Origin of the sequence: Burkholderia sp. AU17457, assembly GCF_002223255.1 — a bacterium.
Taxonomy (GTDB): Bacteria; Pseudomonadota; Gammaproteobacteria; order Burkholderiales; family Burkholderiaceae; genus Burkholderia; species Burkholderia sola.
The window spans coordinates 1,099,522-1,119,245 of the sequence record NZ_NKFB01000005.1 but is presented as its reverse complement, the minus strand read 5'-3'; the positions used below and the strand labels follow the sequence as shown (position 1 = coordinate 1,119,245).

Annotated in this window: 18 protein-coding genes and 1 pseudogene; 9 read left to right on the top strand and 10 right to left on the bottom strand. The window is 68.1% G+C overall.

Annotated elements, in window-relative coordinates; translation table 11 throughout:
- Positions 1 to 4 precede the first annotated feature (4 nt).
- The 4 genes from CFB49_RS22260 to CFB49_RS22245 form a co-directional block, all read right to left on the bottom strand.
- Positions 5 to 1,315 carry an NAD(P)/FAD-dependent oxidoreductase gene (locus CFB49_RS22260; RefSeq protein WP_089492327.1) on the bottom strand — a complete coding sequence of 437 codons (1,311 nt, stop codon included), beginning with the start codon at positions 1,313 to 1,315 and terminating at the stop codon, positions 5 to 7.
- A complete protein-coding gene (locus tag CFB49_RS22255) occupies positions 1,312 to 2,067 on the bottom strand; it encodes an amino acid ABC transporter ATP-binding protein (RefSeq protein WP_089492326.1) in 756 nt (251 codons plus the stop codon). The genes CFB49_RS22260 and CFB49_RS22255 overlap by 4 nt, the downstream gene beginning before the upstream one ends.
- Positions 2,064 to 2,720 carry an amino acid ABC transporter permease gene (locus CFB49_RS22250; RefSeq protein ID WP_006482843.1) on the bottom strand — a complete coding sequence of 219 codons (657 nt, stop codon included), beginning with the start codon at positions 2,718 to 2,720 and terminating at the stop codon, positions 2,064 to 2,066. Before CFB49_RS22250 ends, CFB49_RS22255 begins: the two co-directional genes overlap by 4 nt.
- An 88-nt stretch (positions 2,721 to 2,808) precedes the next feature.
- Positions 2,809 to 3,585, bottom strand: a complete 777-nt coding sequence (locus CFB49_RS22245) for an ABC transporter substrate-binding protein (protein ID WP_069616522.1) — start codon at positions 3,583 to 3,585, stop codon at positions 2,809 to 2,811.
- 159 nt (positions 3,586 to 3,744) lie between these two features.
- Here CFB49_RS22245 and CFB49_RS22240 point away from each other — a divergent pair, with 159 nt between their 5' ends.
- Complete coding sequence (locus CFB49_RS22240) at positions 3,745 to 4,536, top strand: IclR family transcriptional regulator (RefSeq protein WP_069616521.1); 792 nt, start codon at positions 3,745 to 3,747, stop codon at positions 4,534 to 4,536.
- A 47-nt stretch (positions 4,537 to 4,583) separates the two neighbouring features.
- Here CFB49_RS22240 and CFB49_RS22235 read toward each other — a convergent pair whose 3' ends face one another.
- A complete protein-coding gene (locus CFB49_RS22235) occupies positions 4,584 to 5,036 on the bottom strand; it encodes a type VI secretion system amidase immunity protein Tai4 (RefSeq protein ID WP_089492325.1) in 453 nt (150 codons plus the stop codon).
- Between the two features lie 291 nt (positions 5,037 to 5,327).
- On the opposite strand from CFB49_RS22235, the gene CFB49_RS22230 reads away from it, so the two are divergent.
- The 4 genes from CFB49_RS22230 to CFB49_RS22215 all read left to right on the top strand — a co-directional run bounded on the left by CFB49_RS22230 (position 5,328) and on the right by CFB49_RS22215 (position 9,438).
- Complete coding sequence (locus CFB49_RS22230; protein ID WP_069616519.1) at positions 5,328 to 6,038, top strand: GntR family transcriptional regulator; 711 nt, start codon at positions 5,328 to 5,330, stop codon at positions 6,036 to 6,038.
- Between the two features lie 73 nt (positions 6,039 to 6,111).
- Entirely contained in the window at positions 6,112 to 6,918 is an 807-nt protein-coding gene (locus tag CFB49_RS22225; RefSeq protein ID WP_089492324.1) for an SDR family oxidoreductase, read from the top strand.
- 35 nt (positions 6,919 to 6,953) lie between these two features.
- Positions 6,954 to 7,886: a 3-keto-5-aminohexanoate cleavage protein gene (locus tag CFB49_RS22220; protein ID WP_006482842.1), complete on the top strand. Its 933-nt coding sequence runs from the start codon at positions 6,954 to 6,956 to the stop codon at positions 7,884 to 7,886.
- A gap of 223 nt (positions 7,887 to 8,109) precedes the next feature.
- A complete protein-coding gene (locus CFB49_RS22215) occupies positions 8,110 to 9,438 on the top strand; it encodes an MFS transporter (RefSeq protein ID WP_069616517.1) in 1,329 nt (442 codons plus the stop codon).
- 67 nt (positions 9,439 to 9,505) lie between these two features.
- Here CFB49_RS22215 and CFB49_RS35875 read toward each other — a convergent pair.
- The 3 genes and pseudogenes from CFB49_RS35875 to codA all read right to left on the bottom strand — a co-directional run.
- Positions 9,506 to 9,601, bottom strand: a pseudogene (locus CFB49_RS35875) (TIGR00366 family protein); the annotation flags it as partial.
- Between the two features lie 302 nt (positions 9,602 to 9,903).
- Positions 9,904 to 11,238, bottom strand: coding sequence for a chloride channel protein (locus CFB49_RS22210; protein ID WP_089492323.1), 1,335 nt, complete (start codon positions 11,236 to 11,238; stop codon positions 9,904 to 9,906).
- A 163-nt stretch (positions 11,239 to 11,401) separates the two neighbouring features.
- Positions 11,402 to 12,643, bottom strand: coding sequence for a cytosine deaminase (gene codA / locus CFB49_RS22205; RefSeq protein WP_089436441.1), 1,242 nt, complete (start codon positions 12,641 to 12,643; stop codon positions 11,402 to 11,404).
- Positions 12,644 to 12,979: 336 nt separating this feature from the next.
- On the opposite strand from codA, the gene CFB49_RS22195 reads away from it, so the two are divergent.
- On the top strand, positions 12,980 to 14,122 hold the full coding sequence (locus CFB49_RS22195; RefSeq protein ID WP_089492322.1) for a porin: 1,143 nt from the start codon (positions 12,980 to 12,982) through the stop codon (positions 14,120 to 14,122).
- Between the two features lie 246 nt (positions 14,123 to 14,368).
- Positions 14,369 to 14,671, top strand: a complete 303-nt coding sequence (locus CFB49_RS22190) for a DUF4148 domain-containing protein (protein WP_069616513.1) — start codon at positions 14,369 to 14,371, stop codon at positions 14,669 to 14,671.
- 110 nt (positions 14,672 to 14,781) lie between these two features.
- On the opposite strand, the gene CFB49_RS22185 is transcribed toward CFB49_RS22190, so the two are convergent.
- The gene (locus CFB49_RS22185; RefSeq protein ID WP_089492321.1) at positions 14,782 to 15,729 is read right to left on the bottom strand and encodes a LysR family transcriptional regulator; all 948 of its coding nucleotides are present in this window, start codon (positions 15,727 to 15,729) and stop codon (positions 14,782 to 14,784) included.
- A gap of 199 nt (positions 15,730 to 15,928) precedes the next feature.
- Here CFB49_RS22185 and CFB49_RS22180 point away from each other — a divergent pair, with 199 nt between their 5' ends.
- On the top strand, positions 15,929 to 18,112 hold the full coding sequence (locus tag CFB49_RS22180; protein ID WP_089492320.1) for an FUSC family protein: 2,184 nt from the start codon (positions 15,929 to 15,931) through the stop codon (positions 18,110 to 18,112).
- A gap of 136 nt (positions 18,113 to 18,248) precedes the next feature.
- Positions 18,249 to 18,461 carry a hypothetical protein gene (locus CFB49_RS22175; RefSeq protein ID WP_069616510.1) on the top strand — a complete coding sequence of 71 codons (213 nt, stop codon included), beginning with the start codon at positions 18,249 to 18,251 and terminating at the stop codon, positions 18,459 to 18,461.
- Between the two features lie 138 nt (positions 18,462 to 18,599).
- Here the strand turns inward: CFB49_RS22175 and CFB49_RS22170 are convergent, their stop codons facing one another.
- Positions 18,600 to 19,709: a P1 family peptidase gene (locus tag CFB49_RS22170; protein ID WP_089492319.1), complete on the bottom strand. Its 1,110-nt coding sequence runs from the start codon at positions 19,707 to 19,709 to the stop codon at positions 18,600 to 18,602.
- Positions 19,710 to 19,724: the final 15 nt, after the last annotated feature.

Genomic DNA, 19,724 nt, shown 5'->3' with positions numbered 1-19,724 from the left:
TGCATCAGGACAGGCTGTCGAGCAAGCGATACCAGGCGACGCCGGCCGCGATATAGAAGCGCTGCAGCCCGTGCAACGGGATCGGCCGGATCGGCGTGACCCGGAACGGCAGCGGCAGTTGCGCATCGCCCGCCAGATGCGCGGCCAGATGCTTGCCGAGCGTCGTCGCCATCGCGATGCCGCGGCCGTTGTAGCCGAGCGCGATCGTCACGCCCGGCGCCGGCTCGTGCACGTGCGGCAGGAAATCCGCGGTGATCGCGACGCGCCCCGCCCAACGGTATTCGAACCGGACGCCTTTCAGTTGCGGATACAACAGCGTCGTCGCGCGTTCGAGATGTCGCCAGTCGCTCGGCGCGCGCGGGTCGGCAAACGGGCCGCGGCCGCCCATCAACAGACGCCCGGCCGCGTCACGGCGGAAGTACAGCAGCAGACGCCGCGCATCCGATGCGACCTCGCCACCGGCGAGGATGTCGCGGCCAAGCGCCGGCGCGAGCGGCTGCGTCGCGACGATGAAGCTGTTCGCGGCGATCACCGACTGGCGCAAGCCGGGCCATAGTCCGTCCGTGTAGCCGTTGGTCGCGATCACCACGCGCTCGGCCGATAGCGTCGCGCCGCCGGACGTCGCGATCCGCCAGCGGCCGTCGGCACGTGTCAACCCGACGGCGCGGGTCGAGCCGTGCACGACCGCCCCGCTCGCCTGCACGGCGCGCACGAGGCCGCGCGTATAGCTGAGCGGCTGCACGCTGCCCGCCCGGCGATCAATCCAGCCGCCCGCATACGCCGGCGTGCCGAGCCGCCGCGCGACGTCGTCACGGCTCAGCACGTCGACCGGCGCGCCGCGCGCGGCCCATTGCTGCGCGCGGCGCGCGACCGTGTCGAGCATCGCGGCGGTCGGCGCCGGCTGGATCCAGCCGTGGCGACGCGCATCGCAGTCGATTCCGTGCCGTGCGATCAGGTCGAACACGGTATCGGCCGCGCCGCCGACAATGCCGGCAAGCTGCTCGCCCGTCTCGTCGCCGAACCGGCGCACCAGTTCGTCGGGGTCGTATTTCAGCCCGGGAATCACCTGCCCGCCGTTACGGCCCGATGCGCCCCAGCCCGGCTGCGCGCCGTCGATCACGCGAACGTTCACGCCGCGTTCGGCCAGGTGAAGTGCGGTCGACAGGCCCGTGAAGCCGGCGCCGACGATCGCCACGTCGCACGACACGGCCGCGTCGAGCGCCGGTGTATCGGGCGCCGGCGCGGCGGTCGCCGCCCACAGCGAATCCGGCCACGGCGAGTCGGGCCATCCGGGTGCCGCGTTCGTTGCGCTCATGTTCGATCCGGGTGGTCGGCGCCGTCCGACGCCAGCAGGCGACGCAGGAATTCCTGCGTGCGGGGATGGGCCGGCTGCGTGAGCACGTCGCGCGCCGGCCCGCTTTCGCAGATGGTGCCGTCGTGCAGGAAGCACACGCGGTCGGCCACTTCGCGCGCGAATGCCATTTCGTGCGTGACGACCACCATGGTCATCCCGTCGCGAGCGAGCCCGCGCATCACGCCGAGCACTTCGCCGACGAGCTCGGGGTCGAGCGCCGACGTCGGCTCGTCGAACAGGATCGCCTGCGGCGTCATCGCGAGCGCGCGGGCGATCGCGACGCGCTGCTGCTGCCCGCCCGACAGCTCCGACGGATACGCATTCATCCGGTGCGAAAGCCCGACCTTGTCGAGGAGCGCGCGGGCCTGTTCGCGCGCCTGCGCGACCGGCATGCGTCGGACGTGCACCGGCCCTTCCATCACGTTCTCGAGCGCCGTGCGGTGCGCGAACAGGTTGAAACGCTGGAATACCATGCCGACCCGCATCCGCAGTTCGTGAATCCGCTTCGAATGCGCGTCGACCTTCACGCCGTCGATCGTGATCGACCCTTCGTCGTAGGTCTCGAAACCGTTGATACAGCGCAGCACGGTCGACTTGCCGGACCCGGACGGTCCGATCAGGCACACGACTTCGCCCGGCTGCACGTCGAGGCTCACGCCTTTCAGCACCGCGTGCTGCTGAAACCGTTTATGGATGGAATCGATCCGGATCATGCGCCTCTCCTCAGTGCGAGCCGCTTGCCGAGCCGGTTCACGCCGAACATCAGCGGCAGGCCGAGCGCGAGATACAGCAGCGCGACGAGCGTGTAGACGCTCATGTTCTGGAACGTCGACGACGCGATCAGCTGGCCGGCGCGCGTGATTTCCGCGACCGTGATCGTCGACGCGACCGACGAATCCTTCAGCAGCATCACCAGCGTGTTGCCGTACGGCGGCAGCGCGATGCGGAACGCCTGCGGCAGCACCACGCGCCGCATGATCATCGGGCCGCGCATGCCGATCGCGTGCGCGGCTTCTATCTGGCCGCGGTCGATCGCCTCGATGCCCGCGCGGAAATTCTCGGCCTGATACGCCGAATATGCGATGCCGAGCCCGAGCACGCCGGCCTGGAACGCCGACAGTTGCACACCGAGATCGGGCAGCACGAAGTACATGTAGAACAGCTGCACGATGATCGGCAGCCCGCGGATCACGTTGACGATCGTGCTGCCGGCCGTCGAGACGGCACGATTGCGCGACACCTTCAGCAGCGCGAGGATCAGCCCGAGCACCGAACTGAGCACGAACGCGCATGCGGTGATCTCGATCGTGACCACCGCGCCCTTCAGCAGGATCGGCAGGAAATCGATCGCGTTCTGAAAAAACATGAGGCCTCCTGTGCGACGGCCGGACGGCCCGCCGCTGGGGATACCCGCGACGCGCGGGCGATGCCGGTCGGGAATCGAATGCCGACGCTCAGCTCATGTGCCACTTCTGCAGGATCTGCTGCAGCGTGCCGTCGCTCTTCATCTTGCGGATCGCGCCGTTGAGCTGTTCGAGCGTCGCGGTGTCACCCTTGCGCACGATGAAGCACACCTGCCCCTTCACGACGCTCTGGTATTCCGGCACGAGCCGCACCTGTCGATTGACGCCGTGTTCGATCTGGTACGCGACGATCGGCTGGTCGGCGAAGCCGGCCTTGATGCGCCCGAGCGCGACGTCGCGCATGATGTCGGCGATCGAATCGTAGGTCCGGACTTCCTTGAAGATGCCCTTCTTGTTGAGCGCATCGACGAATGCCGTGCCCACCTGCGCGCCGACCACCTGGTCCTTGAAATCGTCCATCGATGTATAGCGGCCGGGGTCGTCGGCCTTCACGATCAGACCTTCGCCGAACGAGTAGACGGTGTCGGAGAAATCGACGACCTGCTGGCGCGCCGGCGTCTTCAGCATCGCGGCCGAGATGATGTCGATCTTCTGCGTGGTGAGCGACGGGATCAGCGCCGAGAACACGGTCTGCTGCACGTCGACGCGAAACCCGGCCGACTTCCCGGCCGCGGTGATCGCATCGACCATCATCCCCTGGATCGAATTGCTCTTGACGTCGAGGAACGTGAACGGCACGCCGGTGGCCGTCGCGCCGACCTTCAGCGTGGGCTCGGCCGCCCCGGCGCTCGGCGACGCCGTGGAGAGTGCGATACAGGTGGCGAAACCGGCGGCCAGTGCGCCGAACCGCTTGATGAACGGAACCATGGTGACTCCTTCTCGAATAATCCGGGCGCCGGCCGGTCGCTGATCGACACTGCGACGATGACTTGATCTTAAAACGAATCAAAAACATCGCAAATAGATTTTTGCGTATCGATATTCGATACGATATGATGCGATATCGAATCGATTCCGCCCTTCGCCATGGAAACGTCACCCGACCAAGCAAACGATCTGCTGTTCAACCAGTCGCTGGAAAAAGGGCTGAACGTGCTGCGCGCGTTCAGCGCGAAACGGCGCACGATGACGCTGGCGGAAGTGGCCGACGCGGCGGGGATGACGAAAAGCTCCGCGCAGCGGATGGTCTATACGCTCGAGAAGCTCGGCTACATCCGCAAGCATCCGGTCACGCGGCGTTACCAACTCACGCCGCACGTGATGCGGATCGGCTTCAACTATCTCGCGGCCGATACGTTGATCGACGTCGCGAATCCGTTCCTGTCCGAACTCACGAACCTGACCGGCGAAACCACCAACCTCACCGAGCCGGACGAGGATGAAATGGTGTATGTCGCGCGTTTCGTGTCGACGAAGTTCGTGCCGATCCACATGCCGATCGGCAGCCGTATCCCGATGTACTGCACCGGCTCCGGCCGCGCGTTCCTGAGCGCGTTGCCGCCGGAAGAAGCGCGTGTGCGGCTCGACGGCATGGCGCGCACGCCGCATACGCCGCGCACGGTCACGGCGCTCGACGATCTCGTCGCGCTGCTCGAGGGCGCGCGGCGCGAAGGCTACGCGACCAACCAGGAAGAACTGTTCATCGGCGACATGTCGATCGCGGCGCCCGTGCTCGGCAGCCAGGGGCAGCCGGTCGCGGCCGTGCACGTGGTCGCGCCGACGAGCCGCTGGACGTTCGACGACGCGCGCCGCAAGCTCGCGCCGGCGGTGATCGACTGTGCGCGCGGGATCAGCAATTCGATCCGGACGCTTGAATAGCGGCGGCGAAGCGGCATGCAGCGCGCCGTTGCAACGGCGTTCGATCGCTACTGCGGCTTCGGCGAATGCTCGGTCCGGTAGGTACGGTTCGGGCGCGATACGAATTGCTTCGCCGCAGCGTCCAGTTCCTTGCCGTGATACAGGTCGATGCACTTCAGGAAGTCGAACTTCACATCCGCGACTTCCGATTCGACAACCGGATTCCGATAGTCACGAGCCAGATACTTCGCGACCAGCGCGTGAATGACGTCCGGCGCACGTTCCATGTCGTAGTAGGTCCAGTCGCGCAACGCGCTGATGCTGCTGCCGATGTCCTTGCTCGTGCCGGGCGCCGGCTTGTACGCGGTAGCCAGGCACTCCGCGAGCACCATGTCCTTGAAGTTCTGCAGATAAGTACGTGAGCCGGCCTCGGGCGAGGGTTGTGCGACGTCCTTCGCCACGACCATCGCCGGTTGAAACGCGATGCACGCCAACGCGGCCGCGATCCGGACTCCCCTCATGACAGGCTCCAAAAGTTTGCGCGACCGGAACGATACCGCGCGCCCGGTTCGTTGAAGTAACCATGGTCGCGCCCCCGCATGCTCGCCTCCGTCGCCCTCCGACGCCGGGCCTCGAGGATCGGATCAAACCCCGACGGGAAAAGTATTGCCGACTGTCGCCGACAGCCTCTTCGTCCACCCACCCCCTCGTTTTCCCCGATCCCGTTCGCCTTGACTCCGCCGCCCCGATCGACAAAACTTCGCACATCCACAGTGTGATCACAGATCGCAGATCAAACCCAGGAGCGCCCCTTGCCGCCTCGTATCGTCCCGCCCGCACTGAAAGCCATCGAACAGGAAACGATGGCAGACAAGGTCTACCAGCAACTGCGCGAAGCGCTGATGAGCGGCCGGTTCGCGCCCGGCCAGGCGCTGAGCCTGCGCAGCGTCGCCGAAGCCGTCGGCTCGTCGACGATGCCCGTGCGTGCCGCGCTCACGCGGCTGCGCGCCGAACGCGCGCTCGTCGATGGCCCGAATCGCGCGCTCGTCGTCCCGCCGATGACGCTCGACATGCTCGACGAACTGCGCGACGTGCGGATCGCGCTCGAAGGCTGCATCGCCGAGCGCGCGTGCGAGCGGATGACCGACGCGCAGATCGCCGCCGTGCGCAAGACCTGCGAGACGATGCAGGCACACGTCGAGGCCGGCCGCTCGCGCGCCTACCTGCAAAGCAATTTCGCGTTCCACAGCGCGATCTACGCGCACGGCGCGAGCGAAAACACGCTCGCGATCGTCGAGAACCTGTGGATGCGCGTCGGCCCGTTCCTCAACATGGTCGCGCTCGACATCCCGCACATGCGGCGCTCGATGGACGCGCACCGCGCGATCGTCGATGCGCTCGAACGGCGCGACGGCGCGGGCGTGCGGGCCGGCATCGCGCTCGACATCGGCGGCGCCGCGCACGATCTCGCCGAGACGCTGCGGGCCGAACGGACGCCGCGGACCGTGAACGCGAAGCCGTAGCGGCCGCTTGCGGCGGCCGCCCGACACGCGCGCGACCGCCATCCCACTACATCAACGATGGAGACAACCCGGCATGACAGCTTCCGACCTGCTGAAACCCTATGACGGCCTGCGCGTCCTCGTGACGGGCGGCGCGTCGGGCATCGGTCTCGAAATCGCCGACGCGTTCGCCGAATGCGGCGCGCGCGTGCACGTGTGCGACGCGTCGCAAGCCGCGATCGCGGCGCTCGCCGACCGGCCGCCGCGCGCCGCGGCCGGCGCGATCAGCGCGACGCTGGCCGACGTATCCGACCCGGCCGCCGTGGAGCGCGTGTTCGCCGACGTGTCGACGCGGCTCGGCGGCCTCGACGTGCTGGTCAACAACGCCGGTATCGCCGGCCCGACCGGCGGCATCGACGAAATCGACCCCGTGCAGTGGGAACAGACCGTCGCGATCAACCTGAACGCGCAATTCCAGTTCGCGCGCCGCGCGGTGCCGCTGCTGCGCGAGTCGAAACACGGCGGCGCGATCATCGCGTTGTCGTCGGTGGCCGGCCGGCTCGGCTATGCGTTCCGCACGCCGTATGCGGCCACCAAATGGGCGGTGGTCGGCCTCGTGAAGAGCCTCGCGATCGAGCTCGGGCCACTCGGCATCCGCGTGAACGCGATCCAGCCCGGCATCGTGCGCGGTCCGCGGATGCGCCGCGTGATCGAGGCGCGCGCGCAGCAGCTCGGCATCGGCTACGACGAAATGGAGCGACGCTATCTCGAGAAGATCTCGCTGCGGCGCATGACCGACCCGGCCGAAATCGCCGCGACCGCGCTGTTCCTGTGCTCGCCGGGCGGGCACGGCATCACCGGGCAGGCGATCTCCGTCTGCGGCAACGTCGAAGTGCTCTGACGCGTCCTGCATCGTTCATCGAAAGGAATCCATCCGTGGCAAACGCTCGCAAAGTCATCATCACCTGTGCGCCGACCGGCGCGATCCATACGCCGTCGATGTCGCCGTACCTGCCCGTGACGCCGCACGAAATCGAAACGGCCGCGGTCGCGGCCGCGCAGGCCGGCGCGGCGATCCTGCATCTGCACGCGCGCAATCCGTCCGACGGCAAACCGACGCAGGATCCGGCCGTGTTCGCCGAATTCCTGCCGCGCATCAAGGCGCAGACCGACGCGGTGATCAACCTCACGTCGGGCGGCAGCCCGCACATGACGGTCGACGAACGGCTGCAGCCGGCGCTGCATTTCCAGCCCGAGGTCGCGTCGCTGAACATGGGCTCGATGAACTTCGGGCTGTATCCGATGCTCGAGCGCTTCCGCGAGCTGAAGCATCCGTGGGAGCGCGAACATCTCGAGAAAAGCCGCGATCTCGTGTTCAAGAACACGTTCGCGGACATCGAGACGATCCTCACGCGCTGCGGCGCGAACGGCACGCGGTTCGAATTCGAGTGCTACGACATCTCGCATCTGTACAACCTCGCGCACTTCGTCGACCGCGGGCTCGCGAAGCCGCCGTTCTTCGTGCAAAGCGTGTTCGGCCTGCTCGGCGGAATCGGCGCGCATCCGGAGGACCTGATGCACATGCGCCGCACGGCCGACCGCCTGTTCGGCAGCGATTACGTGTGGTCGATCCTCGGCGCCGGGCGCAACCAGATTCCGCTCGCGACGATCGGCGCCGCGCAAGGCGCGAACGTGCGCGTCGGGCTCGAGGATTCGCTGTGGATCGCGCCCGGCAAGCTCGCGGAATCGAGCGCCGCGCAAGTCCTGAAAATGCGGCAGGTGCTCGAAGGCCTGTCGCTCGAGATCGCGACGCCGGCCGAGGCGCGCGCGATGCTCGCGCTCAAGGGCGGCGACGCGGTGAACTTCTGATCGCCGGGGTGCGCCCCCAACACGAGAATCCGCAAGCGCAGTGACAAGGCGCCGGCCCGAGCCGGCCGGCGCCAGGACGCCCTCGATCGCCCCGCTCCGTTCGAGCGCCGCCGGCGCGGCTCCGTCGACTGCCCATCCGCTGCCTGCATCGCAGCGGCATTTGCCGAACATGGCGCGCCGTGCTTGCCGTGCGCGCCGGTTCGCCCCTACCGGAGTCGTCCGCATGTCCACTCATCACGCTCAGGCCTTGTCGTCCGCCGCGACCGACGCGAATGCGTCGCTGAACCGGCTGCTGTTCCGCAAACTCATGCCACTGCTGATCGCCGCGTATGTGATCAGTTTTCTCGACCGCACCAACATCGCGTTCGCCAAACATTCGATGGGCGTCGATCTCGGCATTTCATCGGCCGCGTACGGACTCGGCGCGGGGCTGTTCTTTCTCACCTACGCGCTCTTCGAGATCCCGAGCAACCTGATCATGCATCGCGTCGGCGCGCGCTTCTGGATCACGCGGATCATGATCACGTGGGGTGCGCTGTCGGTCGCGATGGCGTTCGTCCGCGGCGAGACGTCGTTCTACGTGATGCGCCTGCTGCTCGGCGTGGCCGAAGCCGGCCTGTTTCCCGGCGTGATGCTGTATCTGACGTACTGGTTCGGCCGCGAGGAGCGGGCACGCGCGACCGGCTATTTCCTGCTCGGCGTGTGCATCGCGAATATCGTCGGCGGGCCGCTGGCCGGCGCGCTGATCGAGCTCGACGGCACGCTCGGTTTCCACGGCTGGCAATGGCTGTTCGTCGTCGAAGGCATTCCGGCGATCCTGCTCGCGTTCGTCGTGTGGACGCGATTGCCGGATCGGCCGAGCGCCGCGCCATGGCTCTCCGCGGAAACCGGCCGCGCGCTCGAGCGCAAGCTGGCCGCCGAACAGGACGCGGGCGTCGCCGCGCACGACGGCCATGCGTTCGGCGCCGCGCTGCGCGATCCGCAGATCTGGCTCGCGATCTTCGTGTACTTCTGCCACCAGCTGACCATCTACACGGTGATCTTCTTCCTGCCGGGCATCATCGGCGCGTCGGGGCGCCTGTCGCCGGTCGCGGTCGGGTTGCTGACGTCGCTGCCCTGGCTCGCCGCCGCGCTCGGGGCCGGGACGCTGCCGCGCTTCGCGCGCGAATCGCGTCATTCGCGGCGGATGCTGTGTGCGGGGCTGGTGGTCATGGCGGCCGGGATGGTCGGCGCCGCGCATGCGTCGCCGTTGGCGGGGCTGCTCTGCGTGTGCGTGGCCGCGTCGATGTTTTTCGTCGTGCAGTCGATCGTGTTCACGTTTCCGGCGTCGCGGCTCGCCGGCAGCGCGCTGGCCGGCGGGCTCGGGCTCGTGAATACCTGCGGTTTGCTCGGCGGCTTCGTCGGGCCGACCGTCGTCGGCGCGATCGAACAGGCGACCGGCAATGCGAAGAACGGGCTGACGCTGCTGGCGGCGGCACTCGTCGTCGCGGCATTCGCGAGCCTCGCGTTGCGTCACGGGCACGAGCGCGCCGACGTTCGGTCGCGCGGCTGAAGACAGCGAGATTCGGGCTGGCGAGATGCGGGTTTCGCCCCGACCTCATCTCGCCTCCGCTCCGTCCAAACAGATACATCCCCGCGACGAACACGACGCCCGAGAACAGCAGCGTCGTCACGCAATATCCGATGATGTCGCGCACGCCGAGCCCCGCGATGGCGCCCCGCTCCCAAGCGCCGGTCCCATCATGCATGTGCGATACCGTGAGCCGACGAACGCCCGTCTCGCCGATTCTCTTTCGGCAACCCCTGCCCCTAGCGCATGTTCACGCCCTAGCGCAGTAGCGCAACGTTCTCGTCGATTCGACGCTGAATGTCCGTCAGGGTGTCTTCTGTGATGATCCGCTCGTAGCGGCGCTTCGCGCATGATCTTCCCGTACGCACCAGTCGCCCTCCAGCTACGCCACGTCGTGGATGGATCGCCGCGCTCATCGATGCGTATACGCGCCCTGGCGTGAGCCCGCTAGCGAGCAACCGCCTCCGGCGTGCCGACGGCTGCGATCGCTGTCGCGCGCCGCTCCGCCAGCTTCTGCGCAAGCCGATACGCCACAAGCGACCCCGCCACGGCCAGCAGCATCGGCACGAGGCTGTCGTGATTCGCACGCGTGAATTCGAGCATCAACACGACGGCCGTGATCGGCATCTGCATCGACGCGGCGAGAAACGCGGTCGCGCCGATCAACGCGCATCCGCCGAGCGATGCACCCGGCCACACCACGCTCCACAGCCCACCGAGCACGACACCGAGCAGCGCGCCGTTCGCGAGACCCGGCGTGAGCAGCCCGCCTTCCGCGCCGGCCCGCAGGCTGCCGGCCTCGATCAGCACCTTCAGCACGAGCAGCGTCGCCGCGAGGCCGATCGTCAGCGTGCCGTCGAAACCCAGCGCCGCCGGGCCCTTGCCGTTGCCGAGCAGTTGCGGAAACCCCATCGCGAGCACGCCGATCACCGCGAAGTTCAGCAGCGCGAACACCGGGAGCCGCCAGTCCTTCGGCGCGTTCGCGCGCGCGCGGCTCGTGAGCCGCACGAAACCGTACGCGGCGAAGCCGAACAGCGGCCCGCAGACGATCGACCATGCGACGAGCGGCGTGCTCAGCACGAACGCCGGCACCGTGTACTGATGCTCGTTGCCGAGGCCGACCCACGCGACGACCGCCGCGATCGCGGACGTCACGACCGCCACGATCAGCGCCCGCGGTTCGAACGTGCCGAGCAGCACCTCGAGCACGAAGATCGCGCCGCCGAGCGGCACGTTGTAGACGGCCGCGAGCCCGGCGCCGGCGCCGCACGCGACCATCAGCCGGCAGTCGTCGGGCGTGAGCCGCGCCGCGTGGGCAAACCGCCCGGCGAGCAGCGAACCGATCTCGCGCGGCGCGACTTCGCGGCCGAGCGGCGAGCCGAGCGCGACGGTGACGATCTGCAGCAGCGCGTGAACCGTCGTGCTGACGAACGGCATCCGCGGATCGGCCGCGCGCACCGCGCGACGGATGCTGACGAGCGGCCGGCCATATCGGTAAAGCGCCCACCAGCCGCCGCCGGCGACGATCCCGCAGACGGCCAGCACCGCCAACCGGCGCAGCGGCTCGGCGCCGCTCACGCCACCGAGGAAGCTCTCGGCCCCGATCACGTGCGCGATGCTGTAGCCGTATGCGACGTGCTGGATCGCATGCAGCAGCAGCGCGAGCAGCATGCCGCCGAAACCCGCGCCGATGCCGGTCAGGACCGTGACGACGGCCATGCGCGCGAACGGGCTGGCGGTCGGTGAAGAAGCAGCGGGGGCGGACGGAAGATCGAGGCGCATGGGGTCGGCGAACGAAGAGGGAAAGGACGGTGCGCACGTTGCACGCCGTCGTCAGGACCGAATCGTAGGCCCGCGCCTCTCATGACACAAACGTATTTTTCGAATCGACTGATGCATTCAGTGAATACTCAAGGCCGGCGGGCGGCGAGCGCCCGCCTTCCCGTCAATCCGGATACGTCACGCGCTCCGGTTCGCGCCGCATGATGACCTTCCCGTCGCGCATCGACAGCGTGGCCTTCGCCTGCCGGCGTACGGCTTCGTAGTCGCTGTCCGCGTCGAGCACGACGAGATTGGCCGGCCGCCCGACCGCGATGCCGTAGCCATCGCCGAGATGCATCGTCGTCGCGCTGTGGTCGGTCACGAAGTCGAGGCAGCGCTGCAGGTCCTGGTAACCCATCATGTGGCAGATATGGAGGCCCGCGTCGAGCACGCGCAGGATGTTGCCGTTGCCGAGCGGATACCACGGGTCCTTGATCGAATCCTGCCCGAAGCACACGTTGATCCCGGCACGGTCGAGCTCCGCGACGCGCGTGACGCCGCGCCGCTTCGGAAACGTGTCGAAGCGCCCTTGCAGATGGATGCTTTCGGTCGGGCACGAGATGAAGTTCAGCCCCGCCCGCTTCAGCAGCCGGAACAGCTTCGAGCAGTACGCGTTGTCGTACGAACCCATCGCGGTCGTGTGGCTCGCGGTGACGCGCGCGCCCATGCCGCGCACGCGCGCTTCTTCCGCGAGTACTTCGAGAAAGCGCGAATGCGGGTCGTCGGTCTCGTCGCAGTGCACGTCGACGAGGCAACCCGTGCGTTCCGCGAGATCCATCAGGAAGCGGATCGAGCTGACGCCCTGCTCCCGGGTGTTCTCGAAATGCGGAATCCCGCCGACGACGTCCGCGCCGAGCTCGATCGCCTGCTCCATCAGCACGCGGCCGCCATCGAACGATTCGATGCCCTCCTGCGGGAACGCGACGATCTGCAGGTCGATCAGCCCGCGCGCCTCGTCCTTCACTTCCAGCATCGCCTTCAGCGCGGCGAGCGTCGGATCGGTCACGTCGACGTGCGTGCGCACGTGCTGTATCCCGTGATCGCGCAGCATGCCGATCGCGGCATGCGCGCGTGCTTTCGTGTCCTCGTGCGTGATCGTCGCCTTGCGCTCGGCCCAGCGCTCGATGCCCTCGAACAGCGTGCCGCTCATGTTCCACGCGGGTTCGCCGGCCGTCAGCACCGCATCGAGGTGGATATGCGGCTCGACGAGCGGCGGAATCGCAAGACGGCCGCCGCCATCGATATGGTCGGGATTCGTCGACGCGATCGGTCCGGTTTGCGCATCGATCCGCGCGATCTTGCCGGCATCGACGCCGATCGTGAACAGGCCGTCGCGGCCGCGCAGGCGTACGTTGAACAGGTTCATGGGGGCCTCTTGTCGTATGCGTTGACACGGCCGCGCGATCTGCGCCGGCGGCCGTGCGGTCCGGGTGACCAGTATGGAGTAAAAGCGGCGATGCGCGCACGTACCGCGCATGTTGCATCGACACGACAGCCGGGCCGCGCCGGACGGAAGCCGCGGGCCGGCCGTCACGCAAGAATCGCCTGCCCGGCGCGCGCGCGACACGTCGTGTCGGTTTTGTGAACGACTCTTGCAGGATCTGGAACAGTGCGCTCGCGGCCGCCCGGCCCTTGCGCGCGACGCGCATTTCTATACTTGCGCCGAACTTTGATTTCCCGTCCCACACGCAGGAGCTTCACCATGAAAAAAACCCTGATCGCCGGCGCGTGCGCCGCCGCCCTGTTCGCGCCGCTCGCCCACGCGCAAAGCTCGGTCACGCTGTACGGCCTGATCGATGCCGGCATCGCCTATACCAACAACGTGAACGGCGCGTCGCAGTGGCGCATGGCGAGCGGCACGATCAACGGCAGCCGCTTCGGCCTGCGCGGCACCGAGGATCTCGGCGGCGGCCTGAAGGCGCTGTTCGTGCTCGAGAACGGCTTCAACGCGAACAACGGCGGGCTCGGCCAGGACGGCAAGCTGTTCGGCCGGCACGCGTATGTCGGCCTCAGCCAGGCCGGCTACGGCACGCTGACGCTCGGCCGCCAGTACGACACGATGGTCGACTTTGTCGCGCCGTTGTCGGCGACGTCCGGCGATTTCGGCGATGCGGGCTTCGCGCATCCGTTCGACAACGACAACCTGAACCACTCGCTGCGCATCAACAACGCGGTCAAGTACACGAGCGATACGATCGCGGGCTTCAAGGTCGGCGCGCTGTACGCGTTCTCCAACTCGGCGAACTTCAGCGCGAACCGCGCGTACAGCGTGGCCGCGAGCTACACGAACGGCCCGCTGAAGCTGGCCGGCGCCTACCTGCAGATGAACGGCACGAAGGGCTCGACGAGCACGAGCCCCGGCGCGACCGATTCGGCCGAAGCGAAGAGCCTGAACCAGGGCGGCTGGTCGATCGGCTCGGACCGCATGCGCACGTACGGCGGCGGCGTCAGCTACGTGTTCGGCCCGGCGACCGTCGGCTTCGTCTACACGCGTTCGCAGTACGACAACACGGGCGCGTTCGGCTCCAGCGGCCAGATCGCGTTCAACAACTACGACGTGAACGTGCGCTATGCGGTGACGCCGGCCGTCAGCGTCGGCGCGGCGTATGTATACACGGACGCCAGCGTGTCGAATCCCGACCGCAAGCACGGCAGCGATCCGAAGTGGCATCAGGCCAACCTGCAGGCCGTGTACAAGCTGTCGCGCCGCACCGACCTGTACGCGGAAGCGATGTTCCAGCATGCGTCGGGCCGCGGCTACCAGGCGTTCATCAACACGTCGGGCGGCGCATCGAGCACGGCGAACCAGGTGGTCGGCACGATCGGCATGCGCACGCGGTTCTGATCCGCATTGCGCGACGTCGTCCGCCTGCCGGGGGGCCGTGTGCACGGCCCCCGTGTGCGCGGCGCCCGTGTTCCCCCACGGGTTCGGTGGCCCGCGGGCGACGCCGCCAATGTTGTTCCTTCTGGAACGCAGCCCTCCTGGAATCGGGGTGTTTGCACGCGGACTCGCTACGTAGACTGACGTCGAAGGTCGGCGCCGCGCGTCGCGTGTCGATCCGGCCACCCACCCCCTATTCAGGAGAACCTCGTGAAATCGCTCGTCGTTACCGCCGCCGCTGCCGTCATGCTTGCCGCACCGGCCTTGTCGTTCGCCCAGCAGGCGAAGTCGCCCGTCACGCGCGCGCAGGTGCTGCAGGAGCTGGTCGATCTCGAATCGGTCGGCTACAACCCGGCGCGCGGTGAAGTCGGCAACTATCCGGACGACATCCTCGCGGCGCAGGAACGACTGCAGGCGAAGCGTCTCGCCGAGCGGAAAGCGGCGCGGGCCGCCTATGGCCCGGCCGGCGAGCCGGCAACCGAATCAGGCGCGGCGGCCAAGCCCGCGCTGTGACGGCGCGCGTCGCTCGCATCCGGCATGTGTGGCGAGCGACGCCGTTTCGGCATGGGCATGAAGCAACCCGCCGCGCGCCGATGCGCGCGCCGGGTCCAGGCGGCCTGCGTTCAGGCGGCCTGCGGTTCGCGGTCGATCGCGTTCAGCATTTCGACGTCGCGCGCGATCATCGTCGGCACCTGCGCGCGCAGCATCTCGACCCAGGTCCGCACCTTCGCATCGACGAAGCGGCGTGACGGGTACAGCGCATACACGTTCATCTTCTGCAGGATATGCGCGGGCAGCACACGGACGAGCGTGCCGTCGCGCAGCGCGTCGATCGCCGAATACAGCGGCAGCATGCCGATCCCGATGCCGTCGCGGATCGCGAGCGCGAGCGATTCGGCGGTATTGGTCTGCACCGGCCCGGCGACGTGGATCTGCTCGACGCCCTCGGGCCCTTCGAGCACCCATTCGTGCGTCGGAAACGCCGGCGTACACAGCGTCAGGCACGCATGCGCGGCGAGATCCTGCGGGTGGGCCGGCGCGCCGTGCCGTTTCACGTAGTCGGGCGATGCACACAGAATGCTGAACGTCGAGCCGAGCAGGTGCGACACGAGTTCCGAATCGGGCAGCGACGACGCGGTGACGACGGCCGTGTCGCTCGTGCCGTCGAACAGGTCGGGCATGCGCTGCGACAGCGACAGCTCGATCGACACGTCCGGAAACTGCGCGTGATAGCGCGTCAGCGTGGGCAATACATAGTGATGCCCCACGCTCGCGAAGCTGTGCATGCGCAGCACGCCGGCCGGGCGCTCGTGCGCGCAGCTCGCCTCTTCTTCCGCGCGATCGACGTCGGCGAGGATCTGGCGGCAGCGCCGGAGATAGCTTTCGCCGGCCGACGTGAGCGCGAGGCGGCGCGTCGAGCGATTCATCAGACGGGTGCGCAGGCGCGCCTCCAGCTCGGACACCGCGCGCGACATCGCGCCCGTCGTCGAATTCAGCGATTGCGCGGCGGCGGTGAAACTGCCCGTCTCGACGACGCGCGAAAACACCCGCATGTTTTGTAGGGTATCCATTCCTGTGAGCGACCTGTAGCGGAGCCGCCATTTTCCTCCACTGGATGCGACAGATTGTTACTCCGGCTGCAACTATCGTTTCCCCGCAGCTGCGTTAATGCGCGAGCGCCGCACTCCTACAATCGGCGCCTCACCAGTCGAACGGACCCGTTCGGACGCGCCGCGGCACCTCGCGCGGTCGGCCTTGGGCCCTCTTTCCATGAAGCCACAACCTGCGATCGCGCGACCTTCCATCGAACCGGCACGATGGAGGCGATGGCTCGATCCGCTCGGCAACGCGGCGCGCGACTGGGCCATGACCGACGGGCTGATCTGGCTGCATCTCGCGAAAACCGTGCTCGCGGCGCTGCTGGCGATGGGTATCGCGATGCGTCTCGAGATGTCGCAGCCGCGCACCGCGATGACGACGGTGTTCGTGCTGATGCAGCCGCTGTCGGGGATGGTGTTCGCGAAGAGCTTCTATCGCGTGCTCGGCACGGCGGCCGGCCTCGTCGGCGCGCTCGCGCTCGGCGGGTTGTTCGCGCAGCAGCCCGAGCTGTACATGGCCGGCATCACGCTGTGGATCGGCGGCTGCATCGCGCTCGCGGTGCGCAACCGCCACTTCCGCTGGTACGGCTTCGTGCTCGCCGGCTACACGGCCGCGCTGATCGGCCTGCCGGCCGTGATGACGCCGCAGACGCTGTTCCAGTCCGCACTCACGCGCGCCGCGGAAGTCGCCCTCGGCATCGCGTGCTCGGGCGCGGTCAGCGCGCTGATCCTGCCGTTGAGCTCCGCGAAGGCGCTGATGCGCTCGTTGAGCGCGCGCCACGCGACGTTCGCGGCGTTCACGGCCGGCGCGCTCTCGGGCGACGTCGCGCGCGGCGATTTCGAGCGGCGCTTCGCCGATTTCGTCGACGACATCGTCGGTTTCGAAGCGAACCGCGCATTCGCGTCGTTCGAGGATCCGCACATTCGCGCGCGCAGCCGCCGGCTTGCGCGGCTGAACAGCGAGTTCATGAACGCATGCACGCGGCTGCATGCGCTGCACCAGCTCGTCAAACGGCTGCGAGCGAATCAGTCGGACGCGGTACTCGATGCGCTGGCGCCGCACGTCGACGCGCTCGCCCTGCGCTTCGCCGCGTTGCGCGACGAACGCCAGCGCGGCATCGCGCCGGCCACCGGCGCGCTGCTCGAACTGCGCCGCTTTCACACTGCGTTGCCGAAGGCCGCGCGCGCGTCGCGGCGAGCCATCGAGGACCATGCGGCCGGCGGCCTGCTCGACTTCGATACCGCGATCGAGCTGCTGTACCGGTTCATCGGCGAATATCTCGGCTACGTCGACACCTACGCGTCGCTCGACCAGGATGATCATGCGTTCGAGCGCTCGGTCACGCATTACGCGGTGAAAACCAATGCGTTCTTCGTCGGCTTCGCGTTCCTGCGCACGGTGGTCGCCGTCGGCGCGATGAGCGCGTTCTGGATCGCATCCGAATGGCCGAGCGGCTCGCTCGCGGTGATCGCCACCGCGATCGCGTGCGCGCTCAGCTCGACGTCGCCGCGCGCGCCGAAGTTCGTCGCGCAGATGGGCGTCGGCGCGGCGTTCGCGACGGCCGTGGGCTACCTGTTCCTGTGCTACGTCTATCCGAACATCGACGGCTTTCCGCTGCTGTGCGCGGCGCTCGCCCCCGTCCTCGGCCTCGGCGCGTTTCTCGCGATGCGGCCCGGCCTGTCCGGCTACGGGATCGGCTTCGCGGTGTTCTTCTGCCTGCTCGCGGGCCCCGACAACACGATCGCGTATACGCCCGAAGTGCTGATCAACAACGGGCTGGCTGTCGTCGTCGCAATGCTTGCGTGCTCGCTCGTGTTCGCCGTCGTGTTCCCGACCCACATGCCCTGGCTCACCGGCCGGATCGCGCACGACTTGCGCCGCCAGGTGACGCTGGCATGCGAAGGCGCGCCGGAGGGCCTCGCGCAGCGCTTCCAGTCGAGCACGCACGACCTGATGGCGCAACTGCGTACGCTGCTGGTGCGCCGCACGCGGCAGCATCGCGATGCACTGCGCTGGATGCTGTCGACGCTCGAGATCGGCCACGCGGTCATCGACCTGCGCGACGAGCTGCACGCGTTCCGCGCGGCGAAACCGCCGCAGACGCTGCGCTGGACCGGTTCGATCGATGCGGTGCTGCTCGAACTGCCGCGCTTCTTCGACGATCCGACGCCCGCCCGCCATGCGCGCACGCTGAAATCCGTGAATCTCGCGATCCGCGCGGCGCAGCACGCGCTGCAGGCGTGGTACGCGGTGCCCGACGCGCGTCGCAACATGCAGCGGATCGTCGGCTGCCTGCACTTCATGCGCAGCGCGCTGCTCGACAAGGACGCGCCGTTCAACCGGCATCGCCATTGAAGATCGATGCGCGCGCAACGGGATCGTTGTTCCCGATGGAAATAAGCTCTACAGGCGCGGCGATTAATCTTTAAGCAGTGCGAGCCTATAGTTTCCTCACTGCCAGCGAGACTGGCACTCACCCAGGAGAAACAAAATGAAGCCGCTGCACCTCGCCCTCGTTGCCCTGTCGCTCACCGCTGCCGTCGCTCACGCGCAGCCGGCGCCGGCAGACGCCGCACCGCAACAGGCGAACCGCGCCGAGGCCGTCAAGGCCGCAGGCCGCGTCGATCGTGCGCAATCGAAGCAGGAAGACCCGAACGCATGCGTCGGCCCCGTCAGCTTCTGCAACATCTACTTCGGCAGCTGAGCATGACGCCGCGTCGTCACGGCCAGGCCCGCATCGCCCGCACCGCATGCATGACATGCGCGGGCGGACGGCGGTCCGGCCGATCGCCGCATCGCCGTCCCGCACCACGCCGCTTCGATTGAAGCGGCGCTTGCCGTTTCAGGCGCCGCGCCCCGGCCGCCAGCCCACTTCGCGTAACGCATCCAGCAAGCGCGCCCGCCCGAGCCCTTCGACCCGTGCCCCGCGCGACTCGACGTCGCCGCCCGCAACCAGCGCATTCACGATCGCTTCCTCGACCGCTTCCGCCGCCGCGACGAACAGCGCGGAAATGTGGTCGTTGTTGACCATCCGCACGTCGGTGCTCGGCGTGCCCTTGCTGCCGTAGTTCACCGCCGGCAAGCCGGCGTTGCCGGTCGCGAACGCGAGGAAGATGTCGCCGCTCGAATCCTCGGTGCCGCCGCCGACGCGGGCGAGCCCGACACTCGCGCGCTGCGCGAGACGCGTGCATTGATGCGGCAGCAACGGTGCGTCGGTCGCGATCGTGACGACGATCGACCCCATGCCGGCCTCGCCTTTCGCTTCGGCTTCGCGGAACGGCGAATGCACGTGCCGCAGCACCTCGCCGACCGGGTAGCCGGCCACGCGCAGCATCTCGCGCACGCCGTAGTTCGCCTGCACGAGCGCACCGACGGTCCAGCCGCCCGCATCGGCCGCCAGCACGCGCGACGCGGTGCCGATGCCGCCCTTGAACTCGTGGCAGATCATGCCCGTCCCGCCGCCCACGCCGCCTTCGGCGACCGGCCCCGGCTGGGCGGCGGCCAGCGCGCGCTGCACGTGCGCGGCGTTCACGTGCTGCCCCCAGATGTCGTTCAGCAGCCCGTCGTAGGTCTCCATCACGACCGGCATGCACCAGTACACGCGGCCGGCCGCCGCTTCCCGTTCGTTCGCGATCAGCGCGTCGCGCACCACGCCGACGCTGTGCGTGTTCGTATAGGCGATCGGCGTGGTCAGCAGGCCGGCTTCGCGGATCCATTCGAGCCCGGTCGCGTCGCCATTGCCGTTCAGCACGTGCACGCCCGCGAAGCACGGCGAATCGTGCGCGGCGCCCGCGCGCGGCTCGATCACGGTGACGCCGGTACGGATCGATGCGTCGCCGTTCTCGACGTTCAGCGTGCAATGCCCGACCCGCACGCCCGGTACGTCCGTGATCGCGTTGAAGCGGCCCGGCGTGCCGAGTCCGATGCGGATGCCGAGATCCCTCGTGCGCATGATGCAATTCCTCCT